The organism is Bifidobacterium mellis (assembly GCF_000967265.1).
In the GTDB taxonomy this organism is placed as follows: domain Bacteria; phylum Actinomycetota; class Actinomycetes; order Actinomycetales; family Bifidobacteriaceae; genus Bombiscardovia; species Bombiscardovia mellis.
This window is the reverse complement of the sequence record NZ_KQ033884.1, coordinates 1-25044: the sequence shown is the minus strand read 5'-3', so window position 1 is coordinate 25044 and position 25044 is coordinate 1. Positions and strand designations below refer to the sequence as shown.

17 protein-coding genes are annotated in these 25044 nt (G+C 60.1%); 5 read left to right on the top strand and 12 right to left on the bottom strand.

The features are described from left to right. Positions 1-321: 321 nt before the first annotated feature. A complete protein-coding gene (locus JF70_RS00085; RefSeq protein WP_197069066.1) occupies positions 322-1158 on the bottom strand; it encodes an alpha/beta fold hydrolase in 837 nt (278 codons plus the stop codon). Between the two features lie 508 nt (positions 1159-1666). Next, positions 1667-4789, bottom strand: a complete 3123-nt coding sequence (locus JF70_RS00080; RefSeq protein ID WP_197069065.1) for a glycoside hydrolase family 3 C-terminal domain-containing protein — start codon at positions 4787-4789, stop codon at positions 1667-1669. 459 nt (positions 4790-5248) lie between these two features. Here JF70_RS00080 and JF70_RS09055 point away from each other — a divergent pair, with 459 nt between their 5' ends. The 4 genes from JF70_RS09055 (at position 5249) to JF70_RS00060 (ending at position 9859) form a co-directional block, all read left to right on the top strand. Then, complete coding sequence (locus JF70_RS09055) at positions 5249-5512, top strand: hypothetical protein (protein WP_197069064.1); 264 nt, start codon at positions 5249-5251, stop codon at positions 5510-5512. Positions 5513-5544: 32 nt separating this feature from the next. Continuing rightward, complete coding sequence (locus tag JF70_RS00075) at positions 5545-7974, top strand: glycoside hydrolase family 3 C-terminal domain-containing protein (protein ID WP_045934814.1); 2430 nt, start codon at positions 5545-5547, stop codon at positions 7972-7974. Further along, positions 7967-8638, top strand: a complete 672-nt coding sequence (locus tag JF70_RS00070) for a hypothetical protein (RefSeq protein WP_197069063.1) — start codon at positions 7967-7969, stop codon at positions 8636-8638. Before JF70_RS00075 ends, JF70_RS00070 begins: the two co-directional genes overlap by 8 nt. 171 nt (positions 8639-8809) lie before the next feature. After that, entirely contained in the window at positions 8810-9859 is a 1050-nt protein-coding gene (locus JF70_RS00060; protein ID WP_045934813.1) for a glycosyltransferase family 2 protein, read from the top strand. Here JF70_RS00060 and JF70_RS00055 read toward each other — a convergent pair. Both JF70_RS00055 and JF70_RS00050 read right to left on the bottom strand, forming a co-directional pair. Next, positions 9823-11190, bottom strand: coding sequence for a sensor histidine kinase (locus JF70_RS00055; RefSeq protein ID WP_045934812.1), 1368 nt, complete (start codon positions 11188-11190; stop codon positions 9823-9825). The genes JF70_RS00060 and JF70_RS00055 overlap by 37 nt on opposite strands. Beyond that, positions 11187-11897, bottom strand: coding sequence for a LytR/AlgR family response regulator transcription factor (locus tag JF70_RS00050; protein WP_045934811.1), 711 nt, complete (start codon positions 11895-11897; stop codon positions 11187-11189). The genes JF70_RS00055 and JF70_RS00050 overlap by 4 nt, the downstream gene beginning before the upstream one ends. Positions 11898-12070: 173 nt before the next feature. Here JF70_RS00050 and JF70_RS00045 point away from each other — a divergent pair, with 173 nt between their 5' ends. Then, complete coding sequence (locus JF70_RS00045; RefSeq protein ID WP_045934810.1) at positions 12071-13024, top strand: DMT family transporter; 954 nt, start codon at positions 12071-12073, stop codon at positions 13022-13024. Here JF70_RS00045 and JF70_RS00040 read toward each other — a convergent pair. The 8 genes from JF70_RS00040 to dnaA form a co-directional block, all read right to left on the bottom strand. Next, positions 12970-14085 (bottom strand): VanZ family protein, encoded by a 1116-nt coding sequence (locus JF70_RS00040; RefSeq protein WP_045934809.1) that lies wholly within the window; start codon positions 14083-14085, stop codon positions 12970-12972. The genes JF70_RS00045 and JF70_RS00040 overlap by 55 nt on opposite strands. Before the next feature lie 58 nt (positions 14086-14143). Then, positions 14144-14770 carry a DUF3566 domain-containing protein gene (locus tag JF70_RS00035; protein ID WP_045934874.1) on the bottom strand — a complete coding sequence of 209 codons (627 nt, stop codon included), beginning with the start codon at positions 14768-14770 and terminating at the stop codon, positions 14144-14146. Between the two features lie 104 nt (positions 14771-14874). Further along, positions 14875-17592 (bottom strand): DNA gyrase subunit A, encoded by a 2718-nt coding sequence (gene gyrA, locus JF70_RS00030; protein WP_045934808.1) that lies wholly within the window; start codon positions 17590-17592, stop codon positions 14875-14877. 44 nt (positions 17593-17636) lie between these two features. Continuing rightward, on the bottom strand, positions 17637-19685 hold the full coding sequence (gene gyrB, locus JF70_RS00025; protein ID WP_110412773.1) for a DNA topoisomerase (ATP-hydrolyzing) subunit B: 2049 nt from the start codon (positions 19683-19685) through the stop codon (positions 17637-17639). Between the two features lie 292 nt (positions 19686-19977). Then, entirely contained in the window at positions 19978-20475 is a 498-nt protein-coding gene (locus JF70_RS00020) for a DciA family protein (protein WP_045934806.1), read from the bottom strand. Further along, on the bottom strand, positions 20472-21734 hold the full coding sequence (gene recF, locus JF70_RS00015; protein WP_045934805.1) for a DNA replication/repair protein RecF: 1263 nt from the start codon (positions 21732-21734) through the stop codon (positions 20472-20474). The genes JF70_RS00020 and recF overlap by 4 nt, the downstream gene beginning before the upstream one ends. 28 nt (positions 21735-21762) lie before the next feature. After that, positions 21763-22887 carry a DNA polymerase III subunit beta gene (gene dnaN, locus JF70_RS00010; RefSeq protein ID WP_045934804.1) on the bottom strand — a complete coding sequence of 375 codons (1125 nt, stop codon included), beginning with the start codon at positions 22885-22887 and terminating at the stop codon, positions 21763-21765. 414 nt (positions 22888-23301) lie between these two features. After that, a partial coding sequence (dnaA, locus tag JF70_RS00005; protein WP_045934803.1) for a chromosomal replication initiator protein DnaA occupies positions 23302-25044 on the bottom strand: 1743 nt, incomplete at its 5' end.

Sequence of the window (25044 nt, the reverse complement as noted above, 5' to 3'; positions counted from 1 at the left end):
GCTCCAAGCCCTCCGAAGAGTTCTCATCACTGCCGGGCAGCAAGATGTAAACTTACACGAAGTTGGGTTATCCCGCAAATTGGCATAGAAAAATATCGAAGGAACCCAATGATTCCGGGGATTCTACGGCGTGTCGATTTTCATCGACATAGTCCCCGCTTCATCGACCTTCGTCAATCCAGGAACCCCGCACGCTCTTCAGCGAGGCTCAAACCAATATCTTCAATGATTAATATTAGTAGATTTCGTCACGCGCAGCATGTATTTACACCATGCGGATGGGCACTAGCGGCAAGGCAGCCCCTGCTTATCAATAGAGCGCTACAGGCAGAGGGATTTAACCGTTGCCGCGAACCGTTCTGGCTCATCCCACTGTGGGCAGTGCCCGGACCGGTCAAAGCGAATAAACCGATGCGGGCTCTTCAACCCATCTGCGAACCGCTCAACCAGACTGCCTGGCAGATGACGGTCATACTTGCCGCTGATGAAATATACCGGCGCCTCGAAGGAGGTCTGCCCACTGAAATCGACCTGCTCCAGCTCTGCATGCAAGCGAGCGCGGGATTGAGCCACCCCCTTGGCATGGTTGAGCAGACGCGACCAGTTGTAGTAGGGCGAGCGCAGGTAGGTCATGATCCGTCCCAGAGATCCGAACAGCATGGCAGCCCCGCCACGAGACAGCAGCTCATTAATCATCAGCACTATGTCGGCAGCTCCGTTCTCCCTGCTGACGAGCGAACCGAGCCGGGGACCCAAACTCTGTTGTCCCCACTGCCGTCTTAGACGAAGAGCAGCGCGCATGCTGACGACCTGTCCAAGGCCGATGTAGCAGCGAATAAGAGAGGGATACCGCTTCACCATCTCCAGCCCCAGGACGCTGCCCCAGGAATGACCGATGAGAATCACGGAATCCTGTCCGTAGGCTCGAAGCAGCTTCAGCACGAACTGGTGAACATCTTCGACCATCGAATTGATGGTCACCACCTCGTCAGGGGCAAAGGGATGGTAGGACAGCCCACTGCCCCGCTGGTCCAGGTTGATGAAGCGGAAATCGCGCTCCAAGGCCGCGTTGTAGCGCATGGTCAGCGGAATACAGGCATCGCCTGGACCACCATGGAGGTAAAGGATAATAGGGGCACGGCGAGGGGCCGGATTCATCGAGAAGACCAGACGCGTACCTCTAATCCACATCCAATACAAACGTGAATGAGTAGAACACTGAGGCTGAACACAGAATTTGCCTTGGGCCATAACAGAATTCTATCGGGAAACGGACCTCAAGAATCTCTCATTCGAACAACAAAACGAGCAAGAGAGTAATCCTGGTTAGTCCCATAACACCCGTCAGGGAACCGACTGCAGCGCCAAAATAACAGTTTTATGCCGCCCACCAAGTCCGCTTTAAACACTCTTTTCTCTTTGGAACGTGCCGGGTGTCGACGGCATCAAGAAGATCTCCACGAACCTTCCAACATTTGACAGGCCTCACCTATTGAAACCGCATGATTCTTGGAAAGTACATCCCCCCCCCCCCCCGACTTTACGGTCAGCATCATGGGCCGCCAAACATAAAACTGGGGCAACCGTTGAATCACGGTTGCCCCAATTGGGCTTGGATCCAATGATTGATCAGATGTGGATCCTTGGATTCTGAGCCCTTACACCATTACGCCTTGACCTTTTTACGGCTCTTTGGCTTCTTGTAACGGTCCGGGTTGGCCTTTTCGTCAAGTCCTCGCCGCACAATCCAGAAAACGATGAGAGCTGCCACAACTACGATAGCCACATCAATTCCGTAGAGCAGTTTCTTCCAAGGACTCATGGAATACCCCAGCCGTGACCTTGGAGTGATGCCATTCATAGCGTTTGAGTTCACTGTGGCGTAGCCGATATTGTGTAGGGCCTTCCTCATGGCCATCCGAGCGGTTGGGCTGTCGTAATCCTTTGCCGCGTTCTCCATCTGGTTCATGAAGAGATCGTTGCCTGCGCGAAGAGTCATATCGCGCAGCTGATGCTGCTTAGTTGGATAAAGATCCGTGATTACTGCGCCTTGGAAGCCCCACTCGCCGCGGAGTACATCGGTTAGCAGACCACGATGCGCAAACCCGATCACACCTCCAATGCTGTTCTGGGAAGACATGATGCCCGTAGCCGAACGAATGACCTTGGTTGTCATCGTCCCTTTGCTGTCACCAATGTACTTTTCAGTGCTCCTAGCCTCCTTAACGGCAATTTCAAAAGGCTTCAAGTAGATCTCGCGCACTGCTTGTTCATTAGCCCAAGTAGCCAGGTACATATCGCGGAAGGTCTCCTGCTCGTTGAGCGCAAAATGCTTCAAGTAGCTGAAGATGCCCTTATTTCCAGCACCGCTTATCGAGGCCGCAGCCAGCTTCCCGGACAGGAGGCCATCTTCAGAGTAGTACTCGTAGACACGACCGCTGAAGGGAGACCGGTGAGTATTGACTCCAGGAGCATACCAAGCGTTCAGACCAGACTGCAGACCCTCCTCACCCAGGGCCTCACCCATCTCCTTCAGAAGATTTACGTTCCAAGTGGAGGCTATGACATTGGCGCCTGCCCAGGATGAGGCGCCCTTGATACTCCATCCCATGGCACCGTCCTTATCCACAGTTGCAGGCTTGTCGATGGACGGAATCGCAGCGGTTTGGTAGGCGGCCTTGAAAAGAACCTCAGTGATGCTCTTCTTATCACCCTGCCAATCAATCTGATCCAGCAACTGGTCCCACTTCTTGCTGTTGTAATCCTCGCCACGCAGGTCGATCAGAGCCAGATCATGCTTGGCTTTGGAGTTAGGCTCCTTGTCTTGGTAGACCTTGCTGGCCTTGTCATTGCCTAGAACCTTATCGGTATCAGGGTCGAACTTGTCAAACCAAGAGAATTCATCCAGAGCAACCTGTGGAGCCACACCCTTACGTCCCTCTGGGGCTGTTGGGAAGGTTCCCTTCCAGTTGCTACGTGAAAGCTGGGTGACACCCTGTTCATCCATATAGGCGTTCATGGTCTGGAAACGGTTGCTGGGCGCCTTGAAACCGGCCTTCTGTTCAGGTTTGCCTGTCGGTTCACCCTTGTCGTTGAGCTTGGATTGTGCATCCTTGTCAGACTGCCGTGGATTGTTGCCTTCATAGAACTGGGTATTGGCAACAGTGAACTGGTAGGTATCCAGGACATCATGGGAATTGTTCTTGAGTTGCAGCATGTAATTCCCGGCCTCCAGAAGATAGGCACCGGTGGAACCGTCATGATTCCTATGGTGGTAGTCGTAGGAAGCCATATCGTCCTTGGAGAACTTCAGTTTGATTTCCTGCCCAGCACCAGGCTGTAGAAGCTTGGTTTTGGCGAAGGCGCCCAGTTCGGTGGCAGACTTCTCCACATGATTGCTCCTGTCATAGTCGGTGTAGGGAGCTGTGTAGTACAGCTGGACGGTATCCTTGCCAGCGACCTTGCCGGTATTCTTTACTTCGACGGTGGCTTCCACCTTCCCGCCGGACACCTGAACATCCTTGAGTTTCCGGTCAAAAGAGGTGTAGCTCATTCCGTAGCCGAAAGGATAGGCCACAGCGCCAGGTTGGACGATGCCGCCGTTCTTATTCAGCCTGCCATAGATGAAATCAGGATCTTCGACACTGGCCGTCTCATAATAGCGGTAGCCAACGTATATACCTTCTTCATATTCGACATAAGGACGATCGATGGTGCCGCGGTTAGCTCCAGGCATGAAATCGCCCAAGACTGATTGATCTTTGACCTTGGTGTTGGTGTAGTGGTATTCACCAAAATTGGCAAAAGTTGGGTCTTTGGTGAAATCGGTCGGATAGGTATCTGTCAAGCGACCGGAAGGATTAACCTTTCCGCTCAGTATCCTGCCAAGTGATTCAAACCCGCGAGAGCCAGTGGTGCCGGTCCATACAATGGCATCAGCCTCAAATTCTCCACCCATAATTGGGGTCAGCTCCATAGGATTTGCACTGTTGAGCACCACAATCACCGATGCGCAGTGATCCTTGGCAAACTTGATTGTGTTCTTCTCCGCTGCAGTCAAAGCCAGATAATGTGGAGTTCCATCGTCATACCCCTGCGTGCGCTTGTCGATTCCTTCGGAACCTGAACGCTTGATGAAAACTATGCCCGCTGTGTCCTTGACCTTGTCAGCAAGTGGCGTATAGATGCTGGGATCATACTCATCGATATGAGCTGACTTCCCCTTGTCCATGATGGCTTGGACCGAGTTCTTGTCAGCATTCAGTGCCTTGGTGCCTGGCGCAGCACCTGGCGACGAAGTCTTAGCTCCCTTCATGGCTTGGACTGTTGCATCATTCACTTTGAAATAATGCTTGAGCCCCTGCTCGGAGGTAATCATCTCCTTGTCCGTCGTAGCCGCTGCCCCACTACCGGAATAGGCTGGGTCCATGTATCCCGCTCCGAAGGGCGAAACTATACTTTGCTCCTTCAAAGGGAGTACACCGTCATTCTTCAACATGACGATGCCCTCATCGGTTACCCTCTGGGAGACGGCATCGCTTTTCGTCTTGGCCTCCTGCATAGAATTGGTGGCCTTGGCGTTGTAAGTGGTGTTCCAGGCTGAAGTTCCCGGGGCTTTCTTAACGACCACGTGGCCCCCACCCAGGTAACTGTCAAGCACACTGGCAAAAGAATTGCCAGCCACGGTCAAAGCCACAGCCAGAGCCAGGATGACCACGATAACGGTGATCCATATCCGCTTGAACGTCCGTCCGCTCATCTTCAGTTTCTTTGGTTTTTCCGATTCCACGATTTCTCCTTGCAGTCTCTTCATTGACACTTGGGGAAAGCACCGACGATGGTCATTAGCGATGAGGAATCGCCCTGTACATTCCCTAACATCTCAGTTGTCACGAACATGGTCAGAATATCCATCACTTTTCAAGCAATCTTCGGAAAAAGCACAACCTGTCGCTTTGATACCCTAATCTGCTGGCATCTATAGAGGATTCGCATAACGATTCTGCTGGTGTAGTAGCTTCTCGCAGCAAGCTTTTACAGTTAGGCACGAAAACAAATATTTCGGTCTTAGAGCTTGTAATGAGCCACACTGTAAACAATCAAAACTCATATAGGGATAGACTCCAAAAGCGAAGCATTCCCGGATGACATGGACGACTCGCGTTCTTGCTTAACCCTAGTCAATAGTTGCATGCAAATGGTTTGCTCAAGCCCGAAACTCCCCTATTCAAGCAGTGTGCAGGATCGTATGCATATGTCCCTCTCAAAACTAGTAAAAATAGCTGAAGGAACTTTTCCAAGAGAACAGCATTTCATATCAGAGAAGGCGCTGCCGACAACCATTTATGCGCCCAATCGAACAGGTTGGTCTCAAAGTGCTGCACAGGGAGGTGTAAACACCGATAATACAAACGAAGCAGAACCGAGCCTTTACCAGAAAACTTCGGTGTTTTCTGAGCCTGAAGAGAATTTCGACACAGGTCTTGACCTCTCTGGGAGACTGGCCGGTTAACCACCGAAGAAGTCGTGGAGAGAGGGAACACTATGGAAGTCAAGGATCTGACAGTTCTGGAACGGGCATCGCTGCTCTCCGGAAAATCCACCTGGGCGACCCGAGCCTTGAAGAGGGCAGGCATCCCGAGCATGGTCCTAAGCGACGGCCCGCACGGCCTGCGCCGCCAGACCGGATCAGGGGACAACCTGGGCATGGGCAAGTCCAAGCCCGCCACCTGCTTCCCCACAGCGGGCACCGTGGCCTGCTCATGGGACCCGGAGTTGGCAAAGACCATGGGCCAGGCGCTGGGCAGCGAAGCCAGAAGTCTGGGCGTCAACATGGTTCTGGGTCCTGGCATGAACATCAAGCGCAACCCCCTGTGCGGCAGAAACTTTGAATACTATTCCGAAGACCCCCAGGTGGCCGGTCGTATGGCTGCAGGCCTGATCGAAGGCATCCAGTCCCAGGGCGTGGCCGCCACCCCCAAACACTTCGCCATGAACAGCCAGGAGCTGCGGCGCCAGGCATCCGATTCCGTGGTGGACGAGCGCACCATGCGCGAGCTCTATCTGACCGGATTCGAGATCGCTGTGCGCCAGGCCCATCCCTGGGCCATCATGACCTCATACAACATGGTCAACGGCACCTATGCCAACGAGAATCCCCACCTACTCAAGGACATCCTGCGCAAGGAGTGGGGCTTCGACGGAATGGTGGTCTCGGATTGGGGCGGCTCCAACAGTGCGGTCGCCGCAGCCGCCAATGGTTCCTCCCTGGAGATGCCCCAGGCCGGATATGACTCCGTGCGACAGGTTGCCAAGGCCGTGCAGGAGGGCCGCCTGGACGAAGCCGATCTGAACGCACGGGCCGAAGAGGTGGCGCGGCTGGCCAAGCTGACCTACCATTCTGGCATGGATCCCGATGGGAACCTGACCGCGGATCAGATACGGGACCATCATCAGGTGGCGAGGAGCATCGCCGAGGGATCCGCCGTCCTTCTGATCAATCGGAAGGGACGCCTGCCACTGGCCGCCGGCACCCGGGTCGCCCTGGTCGGGGATATGGCCGAAACCCCAAGATTCCAAGGATCCGGATCCTCAAAGGTCAACGCAGCCAAGCAGGAGAGCATGCTGGACCTGCTCAGGCAGGGCAACGGCGACGGCCTGGAGCTGGCCTCCTACAGCCAGGGCTACGAACGCCATGGCGAGAAGAACCAATCTTTGATCGACCAGGCCGTGGCTGCGGCTGGCCAGGCTGACGTGATCGTCGCCTGCGTGGGCCTGGATGAGCGCAGTGAATCCGAGGGCCTGGACCGTTCCCACATGGACATTCCCGGCAACCAGGTCGACCTGATCAAGGCTCTGGGCGCGACGGACAAGCCCCTGGTGGTCGTCCTGGTGGCGGGCTCCCCCGTCACCGCCGACTGGATAGACCAGTGCGATGCCGTTCTCTATATAGGACTGTCCGGGCAGGCTGGGGCCTCAGCCACCCTGAACATCCTGACGGGCCGGGTCAACCCCTCCGGCCACCTTGCGGAAACCTGGCCCAAGTCCTATGCCGACTGCCCCAGCGCCGACTGGTACCCCGACCCAGCGCACGAGTCCATCTACCGGGAGGGTCCCTTCGTCGGCTACCGCTACTACCTGACCGCCGAGGTGGAGGAACGCTTCCCCTTCGGCTACGGCCTGTCTTACGCACACTTCGCCTACGCCGATCTGACCGTGGACGACAAGGGGGTCACCTTCACCCTGACCAATGATTCGGACAGGCAGGGGGCCACCGTTCCCCAGCTCTACGTCCAGGCGCCCAAGGGTGGCGTGCTCAGACCAGTCCGCGAGCTGAAGGGCTTCAAGAAGGTCAGCCTGGAGGCCGGCCAGTCAACCCAGGTCCGCATCGACTTCGACCAGATGACCTTCCGGCACTTCGATACGGCCAGCAACTCCTGGCAGGTCGAGTCCGGCGACTGGACCATCATGATCGGCTCCGACGCGCGCAAGATGGAACTGAGTGGACATCTGAGAGTCCAAGGCACCGTCGATCCGCAGAGTCCCGACCCTGCCCTCGGCGCCTATCTGACCGGCCGGGTCAAGGAGGTCGACGATGCCGCTGTGACAGCACTCTTCGGCCACCCGGTGGTCCGACAGGGCGCCGTCAGCACCTTCGGCGTCAACGATCCGCTCTCATCCTGGAAGGACTCCAGAAGCGCCGTGGCCAGGTTCGTGGCCAACTTCCTGGCCAAGAGCGAGAGCCGCCACGAGACCAAGACCGGCAACCCCGACCTGAACACCCTCTTCCTGCTCAACATGCCCCCCAGGGCCATGGCCAAGATGACCAACGGGCTGATCGACACGGCCATGGTCGAGGCCATCGTGCGCATCCCCAATGGCCACCTATGGCGGGGGCTGGGCGGATTCATCGCCGGATTCTTCAGGAACATGTCCGCCAACCGCAAGACCGGAAAGGAGCTCAATCATGAGTGATCAGCACAGCCAGCAGGCCGGACAGCCGGCCCAGGGGAAGGCGGCGACGGCCTCGCAGTGGGCGATTGTCCGCTGGTGGCGGCGGTTCAGCGACCGGCACACCACCCTGGCCCAGTTCATCGTCTTCTTCATCCTGTCCAACGGGGTCACCGTACTGCAGCTGGTGCTCATGCCCGTGCTCAAGGCCATCTTCAACGGCACCTCCCTGGTCGGCACCAACTTCCAGATCTGGCGCATGGGGACTGTCGGCGGCAAGCCCTACTACCTGTTCGACTACGCGGCCGGATCCATCGGCCACGGCGGCGGGGGCGGCCTGGCCTACTTCCTCGCGGTGGAGATCACCCTGCTGATCGCCCAGGTCATCAACTTCTTCCTCCAGCGCAACATCACCTTCAAGTCCAACTCCTCGGTCTGGAAGGCGGCCTTCTGGTACCTGGTGGCCTATGTGATCATCACCATCATCGCAGCAGCGTTGCAGGGCTGGTACAAGGACCCCATCTACGGCTTCTTCCAGCACACCCTGAACTGGGGCGGCCTGGGGACCACCATTGCTGACCTGGTCACCATGATCATCAACTCGGCCATCTCCTTCTGGGTCTTCTTCCCCATCTTCAAGGTCATCTTCCGTCAGGAGCCCACCGAATCTCAGGCGAGCGCCCAGTAAAATTCCGGCCCCACTCCCCCGGCTGCCAATGAACCGGCATGCATCGGCGGCCAGAGGGACGGGGCCTTTTCCTCAAACCCATCATGTACAGTGGTCGCAACGGCCGCCGGCGGGATTACGGCAACCCCGCCGACATACCCGCTGACCCATTCTTTTGCGAAGTGATCGTTCATGACAGCTGACCGACCGGCCTCCACGAGCCCGCCCGTTCTCACTTTCATCGTCCCCGCTTATAACATGGCAAAGCATCTGCCGACCTGCCTGGATTCCCTCCTGAGCAGGGAGTGTGACGATCTGGAGGTCATCGTGGTCGATGACGGATCCACCGATGCCACAGCGCAGGTGGTGCAGTCATACCAGGCACGCCATCCGCACACCGTCCGTCTGATCAGCCAGACCAACAAAGGTCACGGCGGCGCGGTCAACACCGGCCTGGCAGCCGCCCGGGGCCGCTACGTCAAGGTGGTCGATGCCGACGACTGGGTGGACCCAACATCCCTGGGCCTGGTTCTGGATCAGCTGCGCGACCAGTCGCGACGTACGAATCCGGTGGACATGGTGGTCACCAACTACGTCTACGAGAAGGAAGGCCGCAAGCATAAGCGGGTCATCAACTTCCGCAGCGTCATGAATCCGGGGCGGGTGCTGGACTGGAACCACCTGCGGCGGTTCGGACTGGCCCAGTACATGATCATGCACGCCCTGATCCTGCGCACCGAGGTGCTCCGTCAGGCCCATACCCGCCTGCCCGAGCACACCTACTATGTGGACTTCATCTACTCCTATCAGCCCCTGCCCTGGGTACACACCCTGCTCTACCTGGACACGAATTTCTACCGCTATCACACCGGTCGACAGGGCCAGTCGGTGCAGACCTCGATCATGATCGCCCGTGTTTCACAACTGCTGCTGGTCAACGGGCTCATGGCGGATTCAACTCCTGACCCGGGGACGGTTCCCCGTGGACTCTATCGTTATATGATCCACTATTTGTCCATCAACTGCGTAGTGACCTCGGTCTTCCTGATCCTCTCCCGCAAACCCAGCAACTACCGGAACAAGGACATGCTCTGGCGAAGGCTGGAGCACCGCTCCCCCGTCATCGCCTCCGACGTGCGCTCCACCCTGCTCTGTCGGATAATCAACATGCCGGGCCGGCCGGGCCGCCTGGCCATCCGTCTGGGTTATAAGGTCGCCGATGCCGCCATGGGCTTCAACTGATCGCCCTCCCTCGGCAGGAGCACACAGAGGCTGAACCAGTGATGCTCGGTACGTAGGGTTATCTCGCCCTGGTAACGATGGGCTATGTGCCGGATGGACTTGACCCCGTATCCATGCAGGCCACCGTCTGTCCTGGTCTTGGTGGTGGCCAATTCGCCGTTGCCCTTCCAATTCAGAGGCGAGGTGAAATAATTTTCAATGCGAATCACCACGAATTGTCCCCGGGCGTACAGGGCCACCTTGATTAGACGGCGGTCGGGTTCCTTGACCTTCCTCAAGGCCTCAATGGCATTGTCCAAGGCGTTGCCGAAGAGGGTGGAGACATCCATGGGCGCCATCCCCTCCAAGAGCGAACCGTCAGCCACCATGGTCAGGGTGATCCCCTCTTCGGAACAAATGCGCTCCTTGGTCGACATGACCACGTCAAGGATGGGATTGCCGGTGTGCTGCTGCGCTCCATACCGTCCGACCGCAGCCTCCAGCTCCTCGAAGTCCTGAGACTTGCGCTCAGGGTCCATCTGCGAGCGCAGGGCCGCAATCTGATGCTTGAGGTCGTGGGCAAGCCTTCCCATGGCCTCCAGATTCTCCTTGGAGCGCATGTACTCCCGATGCTGGCTGTAAGCCCGGGCGTTGATGGAGGCCAGCTCGGCGCTGGTATGGCTCTCCCGCAGCTGCTCCTGCTGGGCGTAGAGCATGGCGAACCCGCACAGGTCCACCAGGGTGCGGATGTAGAAGATCTCCAGACCGACCCGACCGGAGAATGGGGTGTTGGTGGAGACGAAGCTCAGGTTGGACATGGCGAAGGTGACCACCGCAATGACCGCAGCCATGAAGACGCTGCGTCCAGGCACGGAAGGCTGGGTGTCGGCGAAGTTGCGCCGCTCCGCCACCCAGGCCAGCAGCCCTACGCCACCGTAGATCAGCACCAGCAGGATCAACGAGGCCGGGTCGTACAGGCCGTGGCCGGCAGGCCGCATGAAGGAGTCCAACTGCCAGTGCAGGGAGGCAACCAGTTCAGCCAGGACGAAGGCACGGGCCAGCAGATAGGCCCCATCCAACGCCCCCAACCCTGAAGCCAGCATGATGATGGCGTACATGCAGGCCACGGCCAGACACATGCTGATGATCCAGAAGGCGATAGGCAGGGTGCCGGCCCAGTATTGGACCACAACCAGCACGGCCAGACCAGGCAGAAGGACCGCCGCCATCCGCAGGCGGGAGGTCCTCGAACCGATGGCCAACAGGTAGACCAGGCAACCCAGCCATTCGCTGATGGCCGTATAGAGCCGGGGGATGTCGGGCAGGGCGTTGAGGATGTGGGTGGTGGTCATGGCCGACCTGCCACGTAGGCGGTAAGAGCCGTCATAAAAGACTTCTTACGGGGTCGACTGACCCGCAGCCGCTGACCGGTGGACATAATGCAGTCCTGGTCCTCCATGCCCGTCACGTGGGCAAGATTGACCAGGTAACAGGAGTTGGAGCGGAAGAATCCCCGCTGGTCCAACTGGCCCTCCAGACTCTTCAGCGTGCTGTTCGTGGTCAGCGAGGAGTCCAAGGTGTGGATGACGCTGCTGTGGCGGACGGACTCGATGAAGACGATGTCCTTGAGGGGAATCCGGGTGGATCGTGCACCCTCGGTAATCAGGATGGACAGGTCCACGCGGCCACGCACCTGGGCGATGGACCGGTCCAGCTCCTGGGAGAAGGCGAACCAGGGCAGGGGCTTGAGCAGGTAGGAGAGTGCACCAACCTCATAGCCGTTGATGGCGTACTGGGGGGCGGAAGTGATGAAGACGATGACCACCGACTCGTCACGGGCGCGCACCCTGCGGGCCACCTCGATTCCGTCCATGGGGGTCATCTGAATGTCCAGAAGAAGGATGTCATACACGGGTCGATAGCCGTCTGCAAAGGCCTTGCCATCGGTGAAGACGCTGACCGACAGTTCTTCATGACGTTCCTTGCGGTAGCGGCTCAGGTAATTGACCATAGTCCGGCAGCTGATGGAATCATCATCCACCACTGCGATTCTGATCATCCTGGCGCACACTCCTTACCCCGGCGGCCGAGGACCCATGGCCGCCGTTATCACCGTTCTTCCATGATATCGGAGATGTCCACATGACGGACCCCGCTTGCCCGAAGCCGAACTTAGGCAAACATGGTGCGAATCAATTCTCACTTGTGGACGGGAACGGTTAGAGTCGAAACATGTCTACCTCCGCACCCTCTTCGTCCTGGAAACCCTCCACCTGGCTGGCCCGCCTGATGCTGCTGATGGCCGCGGCCGCCTGGGGGGCCGGATACACCTTCGAAAAGGTTGCCATGGAGACCCTGACCGTGCGCTGGTTGATGGGCATTCGGATCCTGTGCGCCATCGTCATCATGACGCCCTTTTTGCTTCCACGGTTGCGCAGGACCGGGGCCATACACACCCTGGTGCCGGGGCTGATTCTGGGAGTCAGCTACTGGGCGGCCTTCAGCCTGCAGATGATGGGACTGACCACCATCGCTCCGGGCCGCAACTCCTTCCTGACGGCCACCTACTGCATCTTTGTGCCCTTCCTGGTCTGGATCATGGCCCGTCGACGGCCGGCCCTACGCCACTTCGTCGCGGCTGCCATCTGCATCCTGGGCGTGGCTCTGATCTCGCTGCCTGCCCAGGGCGGGGGACAGGGGCTGGCCTTGAGCACCGGTGACCTGCTGACCCTGGCCGGCGCGCTACTCTATGGAGTCAACCTGGTGATCACCGGTTTCCTGACCAAGAAGTTCGATGCCCCCACGCTGACCTACCTGGAGCTGCTCTTCGGCGGCATCCTCTTCCTGATCTGCGCGCTGATCTTCGATCCCTTTCCCACTGTGGCCGACTTCACGCCCTCGACCCTGGGCTCCATGATTTATCTGACGCTGATCTCGACCCTGATGGCCCAGAACTTCCAGAACATCGCCTTTTCCAGGGTCCCCACCGCCCAGGGTTCGCTGATCCTGTGCTCGGAGAGCCTGTTCGGCATGCTGGTCTCGGTCCTGGTCCTGCACGAGGAGCTGACGGCCACCCATCTGCTGGGCTTCGCCATCATCTTCGCCGCCATCATCCTGTCCGAGGTCAGGCTTCACCCCCGCCGGTCGTCGGGGGATTCCTCCGCACCTGTGTCCTCCTCCCGGTAGGCTGTCCCGGGCAAGAGGTCGTAGGGCATCTGCCGCTTGATCAGATAGAAGATCAGCAGGAGCAGGGCCAGGATGCGCGTTGCAATCTGAACGTTGCCGGTCCAGGGGCCGAAAACGGCCAGGATGATTGCGGTCCGGAACAGATAGAAGAGGAAGCGGGACCAGCCATGCCGTTGCTTGGTCTCGATAGTCATGTGGGTGAAGGTGGCACCCAGCGTCCGTCCCCGGCGGGGCAGGGGGATAAGCAATTCGAAGATCAGCAGCATGACCAGGTCAACTACGGTCCCGAACACATTCAGAGCTGATGGAGCGATCAGCAGCCCGCCAAAGCGGTAGTGGCCATCCAGCTGATAGGTGCCCAGGCGATGGACCGCATAGGTCATGCCCATTCCCAGAGACATGGACAGGATGGTGGCCAGGAGCAGATCCAGAGCCAGGGAGACGGCACGGTGTATGAACCCGGGGTTGGTGACCAGCTGGGCGGCGTCAGCCTGACGGGTGGGAACGAGTTTGTTGGCTGCCATGGCCACCAGGTAGCCGATTATGGCGCCCGAGGTATTCCAGATCAGGTCGTCCACGTCGAAGAGGCGGTAGGCGCAGCCCACGATGCCGAAGACCCCGGTCAGCTGGGCCGTCTCGATGAAGAGGGAGACCAGGATGGCGACCGGCAAAGCCAGGATGAAGCGCCAACGGAAGACCCTCCCCATGATGAAGCCCAGGGGCAGGAAGAAGGCCACATTGAGCAGAATCTGCAGCACGGCCATCCGCCCGCCCGTGCTCAGGTCGGTCAGGAACTGCAGGGGGTTGAGCTGGGGGCTCAGATGATGGGTGGCGCAGAAGGCGGCACGGTCGTCGGGCATTGGCCAGAGGGTGAAGAAAACCAAGGCCAGCAGGTACAAGACGGTCAGGTAGGCCGCCATGGCTGCGGTCAGACGGAGCCGGTGGTAGCGGTTGTAAATCAGGGCAAGAATGGGCAGGGTCAGGATCAGCGAGGCTAGGGGCCAAAAGACCAGAGATATGCCGAAGGAGCCGCTGAAGTAGTCCAGGTACGTCGAGAGCATAATCCCAGTCTAAATCGCTCCCGGCCCTATCGGCCGATTGACTGCGCCGACCAGGGGCTCAGTCGTCTCCCAAGGTCACGTGGATGCCCCCCACCAGGGAACTGACCAGGTTGTAGAGGAAGGCGAAAATGGTGACCAGAACCACTACTATGACAATCTCGAAAATGGAGAAGATGGTCACCGAACTCAGGACCGTCCCCAGGCTCAGCACCTGGCCCAGATCGAAACCGCCCGCGTCCAGGCCCGTCTTGGAAATGACCTGGGTCAGGTTGTCGAAGAGCCCCATGGCGTTGAGCAGGAACCAGAGCAGGGCAGCGGCCACCACCTGAATGATGCCCCCGGCGATGGCCAGCAGGAAGGTGACCTTGGCCACCGACCAGGGCTCCAGCCGGGTCAGGGACAACTGCATGCGCCGGGCCCGAGGCACGTGGGGACGCGCCGCCGAAGCCGAAGCTGCAGGCCTGACAGGACGGGATGAGGATACCTTGACCGAACCGGCAGCCGAGGCTGTGGTTCTTGCGGAACGTCCCGATGCCGTCCTGCCGGCTGCAGGAGCCGGGGGAGTGACCGACGATGACCGACGGGACTCGCCCTGTGCGGATTCATCAGTCTTGGTCTTCCCCTTTTGGGGCTTACCAGCACCCTGCTTGCCGGCCTTGACCTGCTCCCGATCATCCTGGCTCATCGGCACTCCTTGATCCTTGCGTTCAATGGCCCGCGCATACCGCCGCTGGGCCTGCATGACTTCTTATGAGGCTACCAGTCTTGTCAGACTGGTAGCGGACCAACTCAGTCCTCCTGGGTCAGGCTCTGGCCGTCGCCGGTTCCGGTGGTGGCGATGGGCTGATCCTTGGCTGCCAGTGGAGCGGCAGGAGCCAGGTCGGCCTGACCGGTGTCCCCTTCCTGGTCGTCACGTTCGGCATTGCGGGCGATGGAGAGAATCTCGTCGCCCTTGTCGGGCTTGGCCAGGGTGACCCCCTGGGTGTTGCGACCGGTCCGCTTGACTTCGGCCACATCGGAGCGGATGACCTTGCCGGACTTCATGATGGCCATGATCTGGTCGTCCTCGTTCACGACCAGGGCGCCGACCAAGGATCCCCGGCCCTCCACCATGGCGATGGCCTTGACGCCGTAGCCGTTGCGGCCCTGCAGGCGGTACTCGCTCAGGGCGGTCCGCTTGGCAAAGCCCTCATCGGTGACCACCAGCAGGTCATCCTCGGACTCCTTGGCGATCACATCCATGCTCAGCAACTCGTCGCCGGGGCGGAACCGCATGCCCTGGACGCCGGCGGTCTGCCGTCCCATGGGCCGCAGGGTGGAGTCATCGGCCGGGAAGCGCACGCTCATGCCCTTGCGGGAGACCAGGATGATTTCGTCATCGGCATTGCAGAGGGCGGCACCCACCAGCTCATCGCTCTGGGGCACCTCCTGTCCCTTCTCGTCAGTGACGGTGCCCAGCTCCATCAACCGCACGGCGATCAGGCCGCCCTGGCGGGGTGAATCATACTCAGCCAGGCGGGTCTTCTTGACCCGTCCGGTCCGGGTGGCCAGAACCAGATAGTCGGCATCGTCGTAGCCGTGCAAGGAAAGGACCTGTTCGATCCGCTCGCCCGGGCCCAGCTGGAGCAGATTGGCCACATGCTGACCCTTGGAGTCGCGGGAGCCCTCGGGCAGCTCGTAGGCCTTGAGCCGGTAGACCCGGCCCTTGTTGGTGAAGAAGAGCAGCCAGTTGTGAGTGCTGGTCAGGAAGAAGTGGTCCACCACGTCGTCCTCGCGCAGCCTGGCCCCGCGAATGCCCTTGCCGCCGCGGTGCTGCGCCCGGTACTCGTCGGCCTTGGTCCTCTTGACGAAACCGGAGTGGGTGACGGTGACCACCACCTGCTCGTCGGCAATCAGATCCTCCACGTTCATCTCGCCCGAGTAGGGGACGATCCGGGTGCGCCGCTCGTCGCCGTACTTGTCGACGATCTCGTCCAACTCGTCGCCCACGATGGTGCGCTGGCGTTCGGGGTGGGCCAGGATGTCGTTGTAGTCGGCGATCTTGCGCATAAGATCCTCGTGCTCATCCAGGATCTTCTGCCGCTCCAGGGCGGCCAGACGGCGCAGCTGCATGGCCAGGATGGCATCGGCCTGGACCTCGTCCACGTCCAGCAGCTCCATCAGGCCGGTGCGGGCCGTATCCACATCCTTGGAGGCGCGGATCAGGGCGATGACCTGGTCGATCATATCCAGGGCCTTCAGATACCCCTGCAGGATGTGGTCGCGATCCTCGGCCTCCCGCTTCAGGTAGCGGGTGCGCCGCTCGACCACGTCCAGCTGGTGGTCCACCCAGTGGCGGATGAAGGCGTCCAGGCTCAGGGTCCTGGGGACCCCGTCCACCAAGGCCAGCATGTTGGCCCCGAAGGTCTGCTGAAGCTGGGTGTGCTTGTAGAGGTTGTTGAGGACCACCTTGGGCACGGCATCGCGCTTGAGCACCAGGACCAGGCGCTGTCCGGTGCGGCCCGAGGTCTCGTCGCGCATATCGGCGATGCCCTGGATCTTGCCGTCGCGCACGGCCTCGCGAATGGAGGAGGCCAGCCGGTCGGGGTTGACCTGGTAGGGCAGCTCGGTGACCACCAGGCACATCCTTCCGCGGATCTCCTCGGTGTTGACAACCGCCCGCATGGTGATCAGGCCGCGCCCGGTCCGGTAGGCCTGCTCGATGCCCTTGTGGCCCAAAATGGTGGCGCCGGTGGGGAAGTCAGGCCCCTTGATGATGGCGATCAGGGCGTTGAGCAGATCCTCCTTGGATGCCTCGGGATGCTCCAGGGCCCAGTGCACGCCCTTGGCCACCTCGCGCAGGTTGTGCGGAGGAATGTTGGTGGCCATGCCCACGGCTATGCCGGCTGATCCGTTGACCAGCAGGTTGGGGAAGCGGGAGGGCAGAACCGTGGGCTCCTGGGTCTTGCCGTCGTAGTTGGGGATGAAGTCGACCGTGTCCTTGTCGATGTCGCGCACCATCTCCATGGCCAGGGGGGCCATGCGGCACTCGGTGTACCTCATGGCGGCCGCCGGGTCGTCGCCGGGTGAGCCGAAGTTGCCCTGGCCGTCCACCAGCGGATAGCGCATGGACCAGGACTGGGCCAGACGCACGATGGTGTCATAGATGGCCGAATCGCCATGGGGGTGGTACTTGCCCATGACGTCGCCCACCACGCGCGAGCACTTGTTGTAGCCGCGGTCGGGCCGGTATCCGCCGTCGTACATGGCGTAGATGACCCTGCGGTGGACCGGCTTCATGCCGTCGCGGACATCGGGCAAGGCCCGCTCCACGATCACGGACAGGGCATAGGACAGATAGGATTCCCGCATCTCCTGCTGGAGGTCAATGGGCTGAATCCGCTCGCCTTTGAGGAGGCCGTAATCGGTGTTGTCCATCTCCTGGGGGCTGAGCGGTTCTCGAGACCCGTCGGGCAGGTTGAGGCCGTCCTGGTCCGGACTGTTGTCGTTGTTGTTATCGTCTGCCAAAATCGATCCTTAGCTCAAAATGGTGAAAAGGGGAGACGTCCGTCTCAGGCGTCGATGAAGCGGGCGTCGTGGGCGTTGCGCTGGATGAACAGACGCCGGGGTTCGACCTCGTCGCCCATGAGCATGGTGAAGGTTTCGTCGGCCTGCTCGGCGTCATCGATGCGGATCTTCTTGAGGATGCGGTGTTCCGGGTCCATGGTGGTCTCCCAGAGCTCCTGGTAGCTCATCTCGCCCAGACCCTTGTAGCGCTGGATGCCTTCGCCCTTGGGCAGCTGCCGGCCGGAGGCCTTGCCCTCGGCCAGGACCCTATCGCGCTCGGCATCGGTGTAGACGAAGCTGTGGGGCCCCTTGGTCCACTTGAGCCGGTAGAGCGGTGGCATGGCCACGTAGACGTAGCCGGCCTCGATCATGGGCCGCATGTAGCGGAAGAAGAGGGTCAGGTTCAGGGTGGCGATGTGGGCGCCGTCCACATCGGCGTCGGCCATGATGATGACCTTGTGGTAGCGCACCTTGTCGATGTTGAAGTCCTCGCCGTATCCGCCGCCCACGGCCGTGATCAGGGATTCGATGGTGTCGGACTTCATCATGCGGTCCAAGCTGGCCCGCTCTGTGTTGAGGATCTTGCCGCGCAGGGGCAGGATGGCCTGGGTCATGGGGTTGCGCCCCTGGATGGCCGAGCCGCCTGCGGAGTCGCCCTCCACGATGAACAGCTCGCACTCCTCGGGGTCGCTGGACTGGCAGTCCTTGAGCTTGTCGGGCATGCCGGCGGTCTCGAAGATGGACTTGCGACGGGTGTTCTCGCGGGCCTTCTTGGCTGCGATCCGGGCCCGGGAGGCCTCCATGGCCTTCTGGATGATGGACTTGGCCTCGCCTGGGTGGGCGTCGAACCAGTCGCTCAGCCTCTCGGTCATGACCCTCTGGACGAAGGTCTTGGCCTCGGAGTTGCCCAGCTTGGTCTTGGTCTGGCCCTCGAACTGTGGGTTGGTCAGCTTGACGGAGACCACGGCGGTCAACCCCTCGCGCACGTCGTCGCCAGAGAGATTGTCATCCTTGTCCTTGAGGATGTTCTTGTCCCTGGCGTAACGGTTGATCATGCTGGTCAGGGCCGCTCGGAACCCCTCTTCGTGGGTGCCGCCCTCGGTGGTCGCGATGGTGTTGGCGAAGGTGTGGACCGACTCCGAATAGGCGGTGGTCCACTGCATGGCCACTTCGGCTGAGATGCCCAGCTTCAGGTCCTCGGCCTCGAAGTCGATGACCTCGGCCTCCACAGGCGTGGCCTTCCTGACCTTGACCAGGTAGTCCACATAGTCCTTGATGCCGTTGGCGTACTGGTAGCTGACGGATTGGCCCTTCTGCTCCGGGGTCTGCTCCTCGCCCGCCACCTCGTCGCCGGCCTGGTCATTGGGGCGCAGATCGGTCAGGGTGATCCGCAGGCCCTTGTTGAGGAAGGCCATCTGCTGGAAGCGGCTGCGCAGGGTCTCGAAGTCGTAGACCGTGGTCTCGAAGATTTTGGGATCGGCCCAGAAGGTCACCGAGGTGCCGGTGCTCTCGTCCGGCCCCATGGCCTGGTCCTTGGACAGGGGAGCGGTGGGCTTCTGGTTACGGAAGTTCTGATGCCAGTGGTAGCCCTGACGGCGCACCTGGACGTCGATTCTGGTGGACAGGGCGTTGACCACGGAGATGCCCACGCCGTGCAGACCGCCCGAGACCGCGTAACCGCCGCCTCCGAACTTGCCGCCGGCATGCAGCTTGGTCATCACCACCTCGACGCCGCTCTTGCCCTCGCCCGGCACCTCGTCGACAGGAATGCCACGGCCGTTGTCGTCCACGCGGATGCCGTTGTCGGGCAGGATGGTGACTTCAATATGGTCGGCGTACCCGGCCAGGGCCTCGTCGACCGAGTTGTCGACGATCTCGTAGACCAGGTGATGCAGGCCCCTGGGGCCCGTCGAGCCGATGTACATGCCGGGACGGACGCGGACCGCCTCCAGCCCCTCCAGCACCTTCAGATCGCTGGCGTCATAATGCTCAGGGGAGAGCGAGTCATCCAGCTGTGCGTCGTCCAGCTGATCCAGCTGATCCTGGCCCGTCATGCCGTCATCCTGAGGCTTGTCCTCCTCATGCTCCCAGCCCTCTTGCGGGGTCCGGGACGGGTCAGTGTTGAGATCTGCCACGGATAGTCCTTTCTGCACCCCCATCGTCGGCCACTGACGACAAAGCAGCTTCCGTTCGCGGTCGAGCGGGGGATCGAGTCATGGTCACCAGGTTCCAAATCGTCCATAAAGGGGCCTTGGAAGCGTTTGACCCTATAACCTATAGATTACCAGCGCTAGGGGACTTTAGGCTTACAGAAAGCTGGCAAGACGGTATTCGCAGATTATGGGCTCACCCATAGGTGTCACGCACGCCTCGGCCCGGCGGATCGAACCGTGAACGGCGGAAGCTGTAGTTGTGGGGGCCGGTCACCCGGATCTGCTTGACCGGCATGCCCAGCCGCCTGACAATGGTCGCCTTGAGCTGAGGAACCAGGTAGGTCAGCTGGGTGGCCCAGACCGTGGTCTGCGCCTGGATGATCAGTACGCCATCCCGGTAGGAGACCACCCTCGAATGGGCGGCGATGCCGGGTCCCACCACACTGTCCCACTGGTTGCGCAGCCGGGCCACCTTCAGATGGCTGGTCCACCCGCTTCCGGCAGCCAGGCTGGTCACCACTCCTCCCAGTTTGGCTGGGTCGCGGCCGGGCTTGCCGAATGCATACCAGGCCTTGCGGGAGTTGTCCTCCCGCTGCCGACGAGTGGCCGCCCGTCGGGTGCAGCCTTCGAAGACCAGGGCCGGCAGTCGCCGCTGGTCCAGGTGCAGGGTCTCAACCATGGGCGCCTTCATGACCGGTCGTTCCCCTCCGGCCCGTCCGGCATATCCGAGTCATCATGGGCCGTCCCTCTGGTTCGTCTCAGGTCCTGCATGGCACTGGCAATGGCCGGATCCTGGGCAGCAAGATCGGATGACTGCACAGGCCTCAATCCGGACACATCCACCAGCCTGGCGCCCTTTAGGGATGGAATATCGCTGTCGGCGGCCACGGTGATCAGCACCTGGTCCTGCTGGCGGGAAAAGTCCAGAATCTGATCCCTGCGGCCTCGATCCAACTGGGCGAAGACATCATCCAGAATGACGACGGGCTCCAGAGAGCGACGATCCTTGACCACCTGCAGCAGGGCCAGCCTCAGAGCCAGGGCCAGGGTCCACATCTCACCATTGGAGGCGAACTCCCTGGCAGGCATACCATTGAGGGTGAAGGTCAGATCGTCACGCTGGGGACCGATCAGATTGGTGCCCCGGGCCACTTCTCCCGGGTATATCCGCTGAAAGTGGCGGCTGACGGCCTCGGCGACCTCGGGACCGGTCTGCCTGTCAGGTCCGATCTCCTCCAGGGAGGGTCGGTAGGTCAATCGAGCATCCTGACCAGGACCTGCCAGCCGACCATACAAATCACTGAAGGGCTGGCCCAGGGCCTCTACCAGAGCCGCTCGTCGTCGGCTCAGATCCAGACCTGTCCGAATGAACTGTCCGGTCCAGACCTCAAGGCCGGACAGGGCGGCGTCACGCCCGTCACCGGAGGGGTCATGGCCCGCCTGGGAGAGCTGCTTGAGCAGGGCGGCACGCTGTCTGGCCACATGGCGAAAATCCTGCCGAACCTGGAAGTAGTCAGCATCGAGCTGGCTGCCAGCCTGGTCCAGCACGGTCCGCCTGGCTGCCGGCTCCCCGGAGACCATCAGCTGATCTTCGGGGCTGAAGGTCACGCAGGGCACCCGGCCCACCAGGTCACGCTGATAGAGGGAAGGCCCACCGTTGATTCTTCCCCGATTGGCTCCCTTGGCGGCAATGGTCAACTCATAGTCAGTGGCGGCCCCATCCTGTTCCAGCCTGGCCCTGATGGTGGCCTTGGACTGCCCGCGCTCCACCAGTGGCAGGGAAGATGAAGTCCTATGACTACCGCCGGTGGACAGGACCTCGATGGCCTCGACCAGGTTGGTCTTGCCCAGACCATTGCGCCCCTCCAGAATGGTCACCCCGGGCTCCAGATCGAGGACACAGTGCTCCCAGGAACGGAAGTGATCCAGAACCAGACGGGAGATGTGCACGGCGATTGTTCCTCGAACCTGCCCGGCGTCAGTTGTTGAAACGCATGGGCACCAGCAGGTAGCGGTAGTCCATGGACTCCTCGGAATCCTGCTCCTGCTGACCGTTGAACTCCACAGCCTTGACTGCCGAGGTCATCTTGATGCGGACAAAGGGCTCAGCGATGGCGCCCAACCCGTCGATCAGATAGCTGGGGTTGAAGGCCACTGTGATGTCCTCACCGTCCAGATCCGCCTGCAGAACCTCATGGGCCTGTGCCTCGTCGGCCGTGCCTGCACTCAGGGTCACCTCGTTGCCGGAGAAGACCATACGGATGGGGGCGTTGCGCTCGGCTACCAGGGCCACACGCTTGATGGCATCAATCAGATCCTGCCGGGCGATGACCGCCTGGATGGGGTATTCGTCCGAAAAGAGACGATCCACGGCCGGGAATTCCCCGTCAATCAGCTGGGTGGTGGATATCTTGCCAGCGTTTTCCACGCCCATGATGGTGGGGTTGTCGGCCTCGTAATCCATGGTCACATTCTGGTGCTCGTCAAGGGAACGGGCGATGTCCCGTAACAGAGAGCCGCGGATCAGCATGGAGGTGGAAAAGTCGGCGTCGCGAGGAGTCCAGGTGAAGCTCGAACGGGACAACCTGAAACGGTCGGTGGCGGTCATGACCACCTTGTCCCCGGTGATCTCGGTCTTGACGCTGGTCAGGACCGGACGGCTCTCTTCCCTGGAAACAGCGACGATGGACTGGGAGATGGACTGGATAAAGGTCTCAGCATCCACCTGGCCCATGGGTTCGGGAACGGCAGGGAGGTCGGGATATTCACTATCAGGCATCAGCTGCAGGGAAAAAGTCGATTTGCCCGAGGTTATGGTCATCTTGGATCCCTCGGTTGACAGGTAGGTCTTCTCCGATGGCAGGGATTTGGTGATATCCGCCAGCAGTTTGCCCAGCACCAATGCCGTTCCGGATTCATCGATCCCTGCCTCGATGTGGTTTCTTGCCGAAACCTCGTAATCGAAAGCAGAAAGCTTCAAAGTTCCGTCGGAGGCTTCCATCCTGATGCCCGCCAGAATCGGCGAAGCCGGTCGGGAGGGAATGATGCGGGTGGTCCAGGCCACTGCATCCGAGAGTGCGGATGAATTCACTTCTACTTTCATGGGAGCCTTCTTGTCGATGAATGAACTGGACTCATTCTATCGAATAGGTCGGGTGATGTGGTTGGAGCGAGCAGATGTGCTTGAATATGACGACGATTATTGCATAAATATACATAGAGTCATCGTAATAAGCTCGGTGGATGGTGTGGATAAGTTTTCAAATCCCTGCAACGCGGTGGATAGGCTTCATTTAAGAGGTGTGGATAAGTGGTGAAATCGATGTGACTAAAAAGGCAAGTTATCCACAGGGGCGGATTTTTGTCAGGTTATCCACAAAAGCATGGTGGTTATTCGCTACAAATTCACCACTTATCCCCAGAAAACCGGTGGGTTATTCCCAAGGTTTGCCCACATCCGGGGATAAGTAGGTGGATATCTTTTTCTGTCAGTACACACTGGTGTCTGCGTGTCGTATCAATTCTGAGGTTGTTTAAGCCGGACCGTCAGTTCCATGACGTAGTTGTAAATCTCCCGCTTTTCCTGCATCTCATTGGAGATGCGCGTGTAGGCGTGCATGACCGTGGTGTGATCGCGGCCGCCGAAGACCTCGCCGATGTCGACCAAGGACATGCTGGTCATTTCCCGGGCCAGATACATGGCGATCTGCCGGGCCAGGGCGATGTTCTTGGTGCGCGTGCGGCCGACGATATCGTCGAAGGTCAGATGGAAGTACTTGGCCACCTGGGAGATGATGTCAGTGGGCTTGATCTCCACGTCCGTTGAGAAGAAGTCCTGCAGTGTCTGTTCGGCCAGGGCCGTGGTGACCGGCTGATTGTTGAGGCTGGCCACGGCGGTGACACGGGTCAGGGCCCCCTCAAGCTCCCGGATGTTCTCGGTGAAGCGTTCCGCAATCAGATCCAGAACCTCGTTGGGAATGCTGACTCCGTTCATGGAAGCCATCATTCTGAGGATGGCCACCCGGGTCTCCCGGTCTGGTGGCTTGACATCCACGGTCAGACCTGAATCGAAGCGTGAGATCAGTCGGGATTCGAAGCCTTTCAGATTCTTGGGAGCCACATCCGAGGCGATGACGATGCGCTTATTGGCGTCATGGAGGGCATTAAAGGTGTGGAAGAACTGGTCCAGGGTGGCTTCCTTACCTCCAAGAAATTGAATATCATCGATAAGGAGCACATCCACCTGCCGGTAGCGGCGGTTGAATTCCGCGATCTGACCCGATCCTTGGGTGGAGTTCTGCAGGGCGTCGATGAATTCGTTGGTGAATTCCTCCGAGTTGACGTATCGGACCTTGAGCGAGGGATCCTTGACCAGAGCATAGTTGCCGATGGCGTTGAGCAGATGGGTCTTGCCCAGACCCGAGCTGCCGTAGATGCACAAGGGGTTGAAGTCCTGACCTGATCCTTCGGCCACGGCCAGGGCCACGGTCCGCGCAAAGCGGTTGGAGTCGCCTGGGACGAAGGTGTCGAAGGTGGCGTTTTTGTTCAGGTGGGTCTGTGGATCGCGCTCCACCCGGTTCTGGCTCATGGGGAAGCGGGGCACGGTGAAGGCGGGCCGGGATGCGGTCCTCTCTGTCTCGCTCTGCTGGTCGGCATCAGCGCCTGCCGTTGGCCTCATAGTGGGGGAGGGTTCGGACAGTTCGGCCTGCATATCCAAGGTCATGGGCACATAGGTGCCTTCGTGGAAGTCGTTGACGGAAACAGTCGGGGACTTGGAGGTTTCAGCAGCCTCGGTCCGCCAGTCCGGGCGGGTCTCCGAGCTGGGGGCTCGGTCGGCGCTGCTCTGACGCCGGTAGTCGCCGTAGGGATCCTCGGCAGGCCTGGGAACCTGACGGAACTCGTCGCTGCCCGGGGCGGAGCTGGCCATGGCGGAGGCGCGTTGGTCGTTCTGCTGATTGGCAGCCTTCTGCTTGGCCATCTGCTCCGGATAGACGATTTTGATGGCCGGGAACATTTCCTGGTTGGTGACCAGCTGCAGTGCATTGAGGAGCGGCTGGCTGAGCGGTCCCTGCACAGCCTCCTGGGTGGCCTTGGAGGAGACCCGCAGAACGATGGTGGTGCCGAAGACCGCCTCTGGGGTGATGTCCTCCAGCCAGCCCTTGTCCCTGGAGGTCAGTGAGCTGCTGTAGCGGAGCACCTGCAGGACCGAATCCCAGATTCTCTTGGCCTGGGCAGCGGCATCCAGCGGATCCTGCGCCAT

What these genes read in the sequence shown, in the direction of transcription:
- JF70_RS00085 (WP_197069066.1), bottom strand. Translation starts at nt 1,158, where the DNA reads ATGAATCCGGCCCCTCGCCGTGCCCCTATTATCCTTTACCTCCATGGT.
- JF70_RS09055 (WP_197069064.1), top strand. Translation starts at nt 5,249, where the DNA reads ATGCATATGTCCCTCTCAAAACTAGTAAAAATAGCTGAAGGAACTTTT.
- JF70_RS00075 (WP_045934814.1), top strand. Translation starts at nt 5,545, where the DNA reads ATGGAAGTCAAGGATCTGACAGTTCTGGAACGGGCATCGCTGCTCTCC.
- JF70_RS00070 (WP_197069063.1), top strand. Translation starts at nt 7,967, where the DNA reads ATGAGTGATCAGCACAGCCAGCAGGCCGGACAGCCGGCCCAGGGGAAG.
- JF70_RS00060 (WP_045934813.1), top strand. Translation starts at nt 8,810, where the DNA reads ATGACAGCTGACCGACCGGCCTCCACGAGCCCGCCCGTTCTCACTTTC.
- JF70_RS00055 (WP_045934812.1), bottom strand. Translation starts at nt 11,190, where the DNA reads ATGACCACCACCCACATCCTCAACGCCCTGCCCGACATCCCCCGGCTC.
- JF70_RS00050 (WP_045934811.1), bottom strand. Translation starts at nt 11,897, where the DNA reads ATGATCAGAATCGCAGTGGTGGATGATGATTCCATCAGCTGCCGGACT.
- JF70_RS00045 (WP_045934810.1), top strand. Translation starts at nt 12,071, where the DNA reads ATGTCTACCTCCGCACCCTCTTCGTCCTGGAAACCCTCCACCTGGCTG.
- JF70_RS00040 (WP_045934809.1), bottom strand. Translation starts at nt 14,085, where the DNA reads ATGCTCTCGACGTACCTGGACTACTTCAGCGGCTCCTTCGGCATATCT.
- JF70_RS00035 (WP_045934874.1), bottom strand. Translation starts at nt 14,770, where the DNA reads ATGAGCCAGGATGATCGGGAGCAGGTCAAGGCCGGCAAGCAGGGTGCT.
- gyrB (WP_110412773.1), bottom strand. Translation starts at nt 19,685, where the DNA reads ATGACGGGCCAGGATCAGCTGGATCAGCTGGACGACGCACAGCTGGAT.
- JF70_RS00020 (WP_045934806.1), bottom strand. Translation starts at nt 20,475, where the DNA reads ATGAAGGCGCCCATGGTTGAGACCCTGCACCTGGACCAGCGGCGACTG.
- dnaN (WP_045934804.1), bottom strand. Translation starts at nt 22,887, where the DNA reads ATGAAAGTAGAAGTGAATTCATCCGCACTCTCGGATGCAGTGGCCTGG.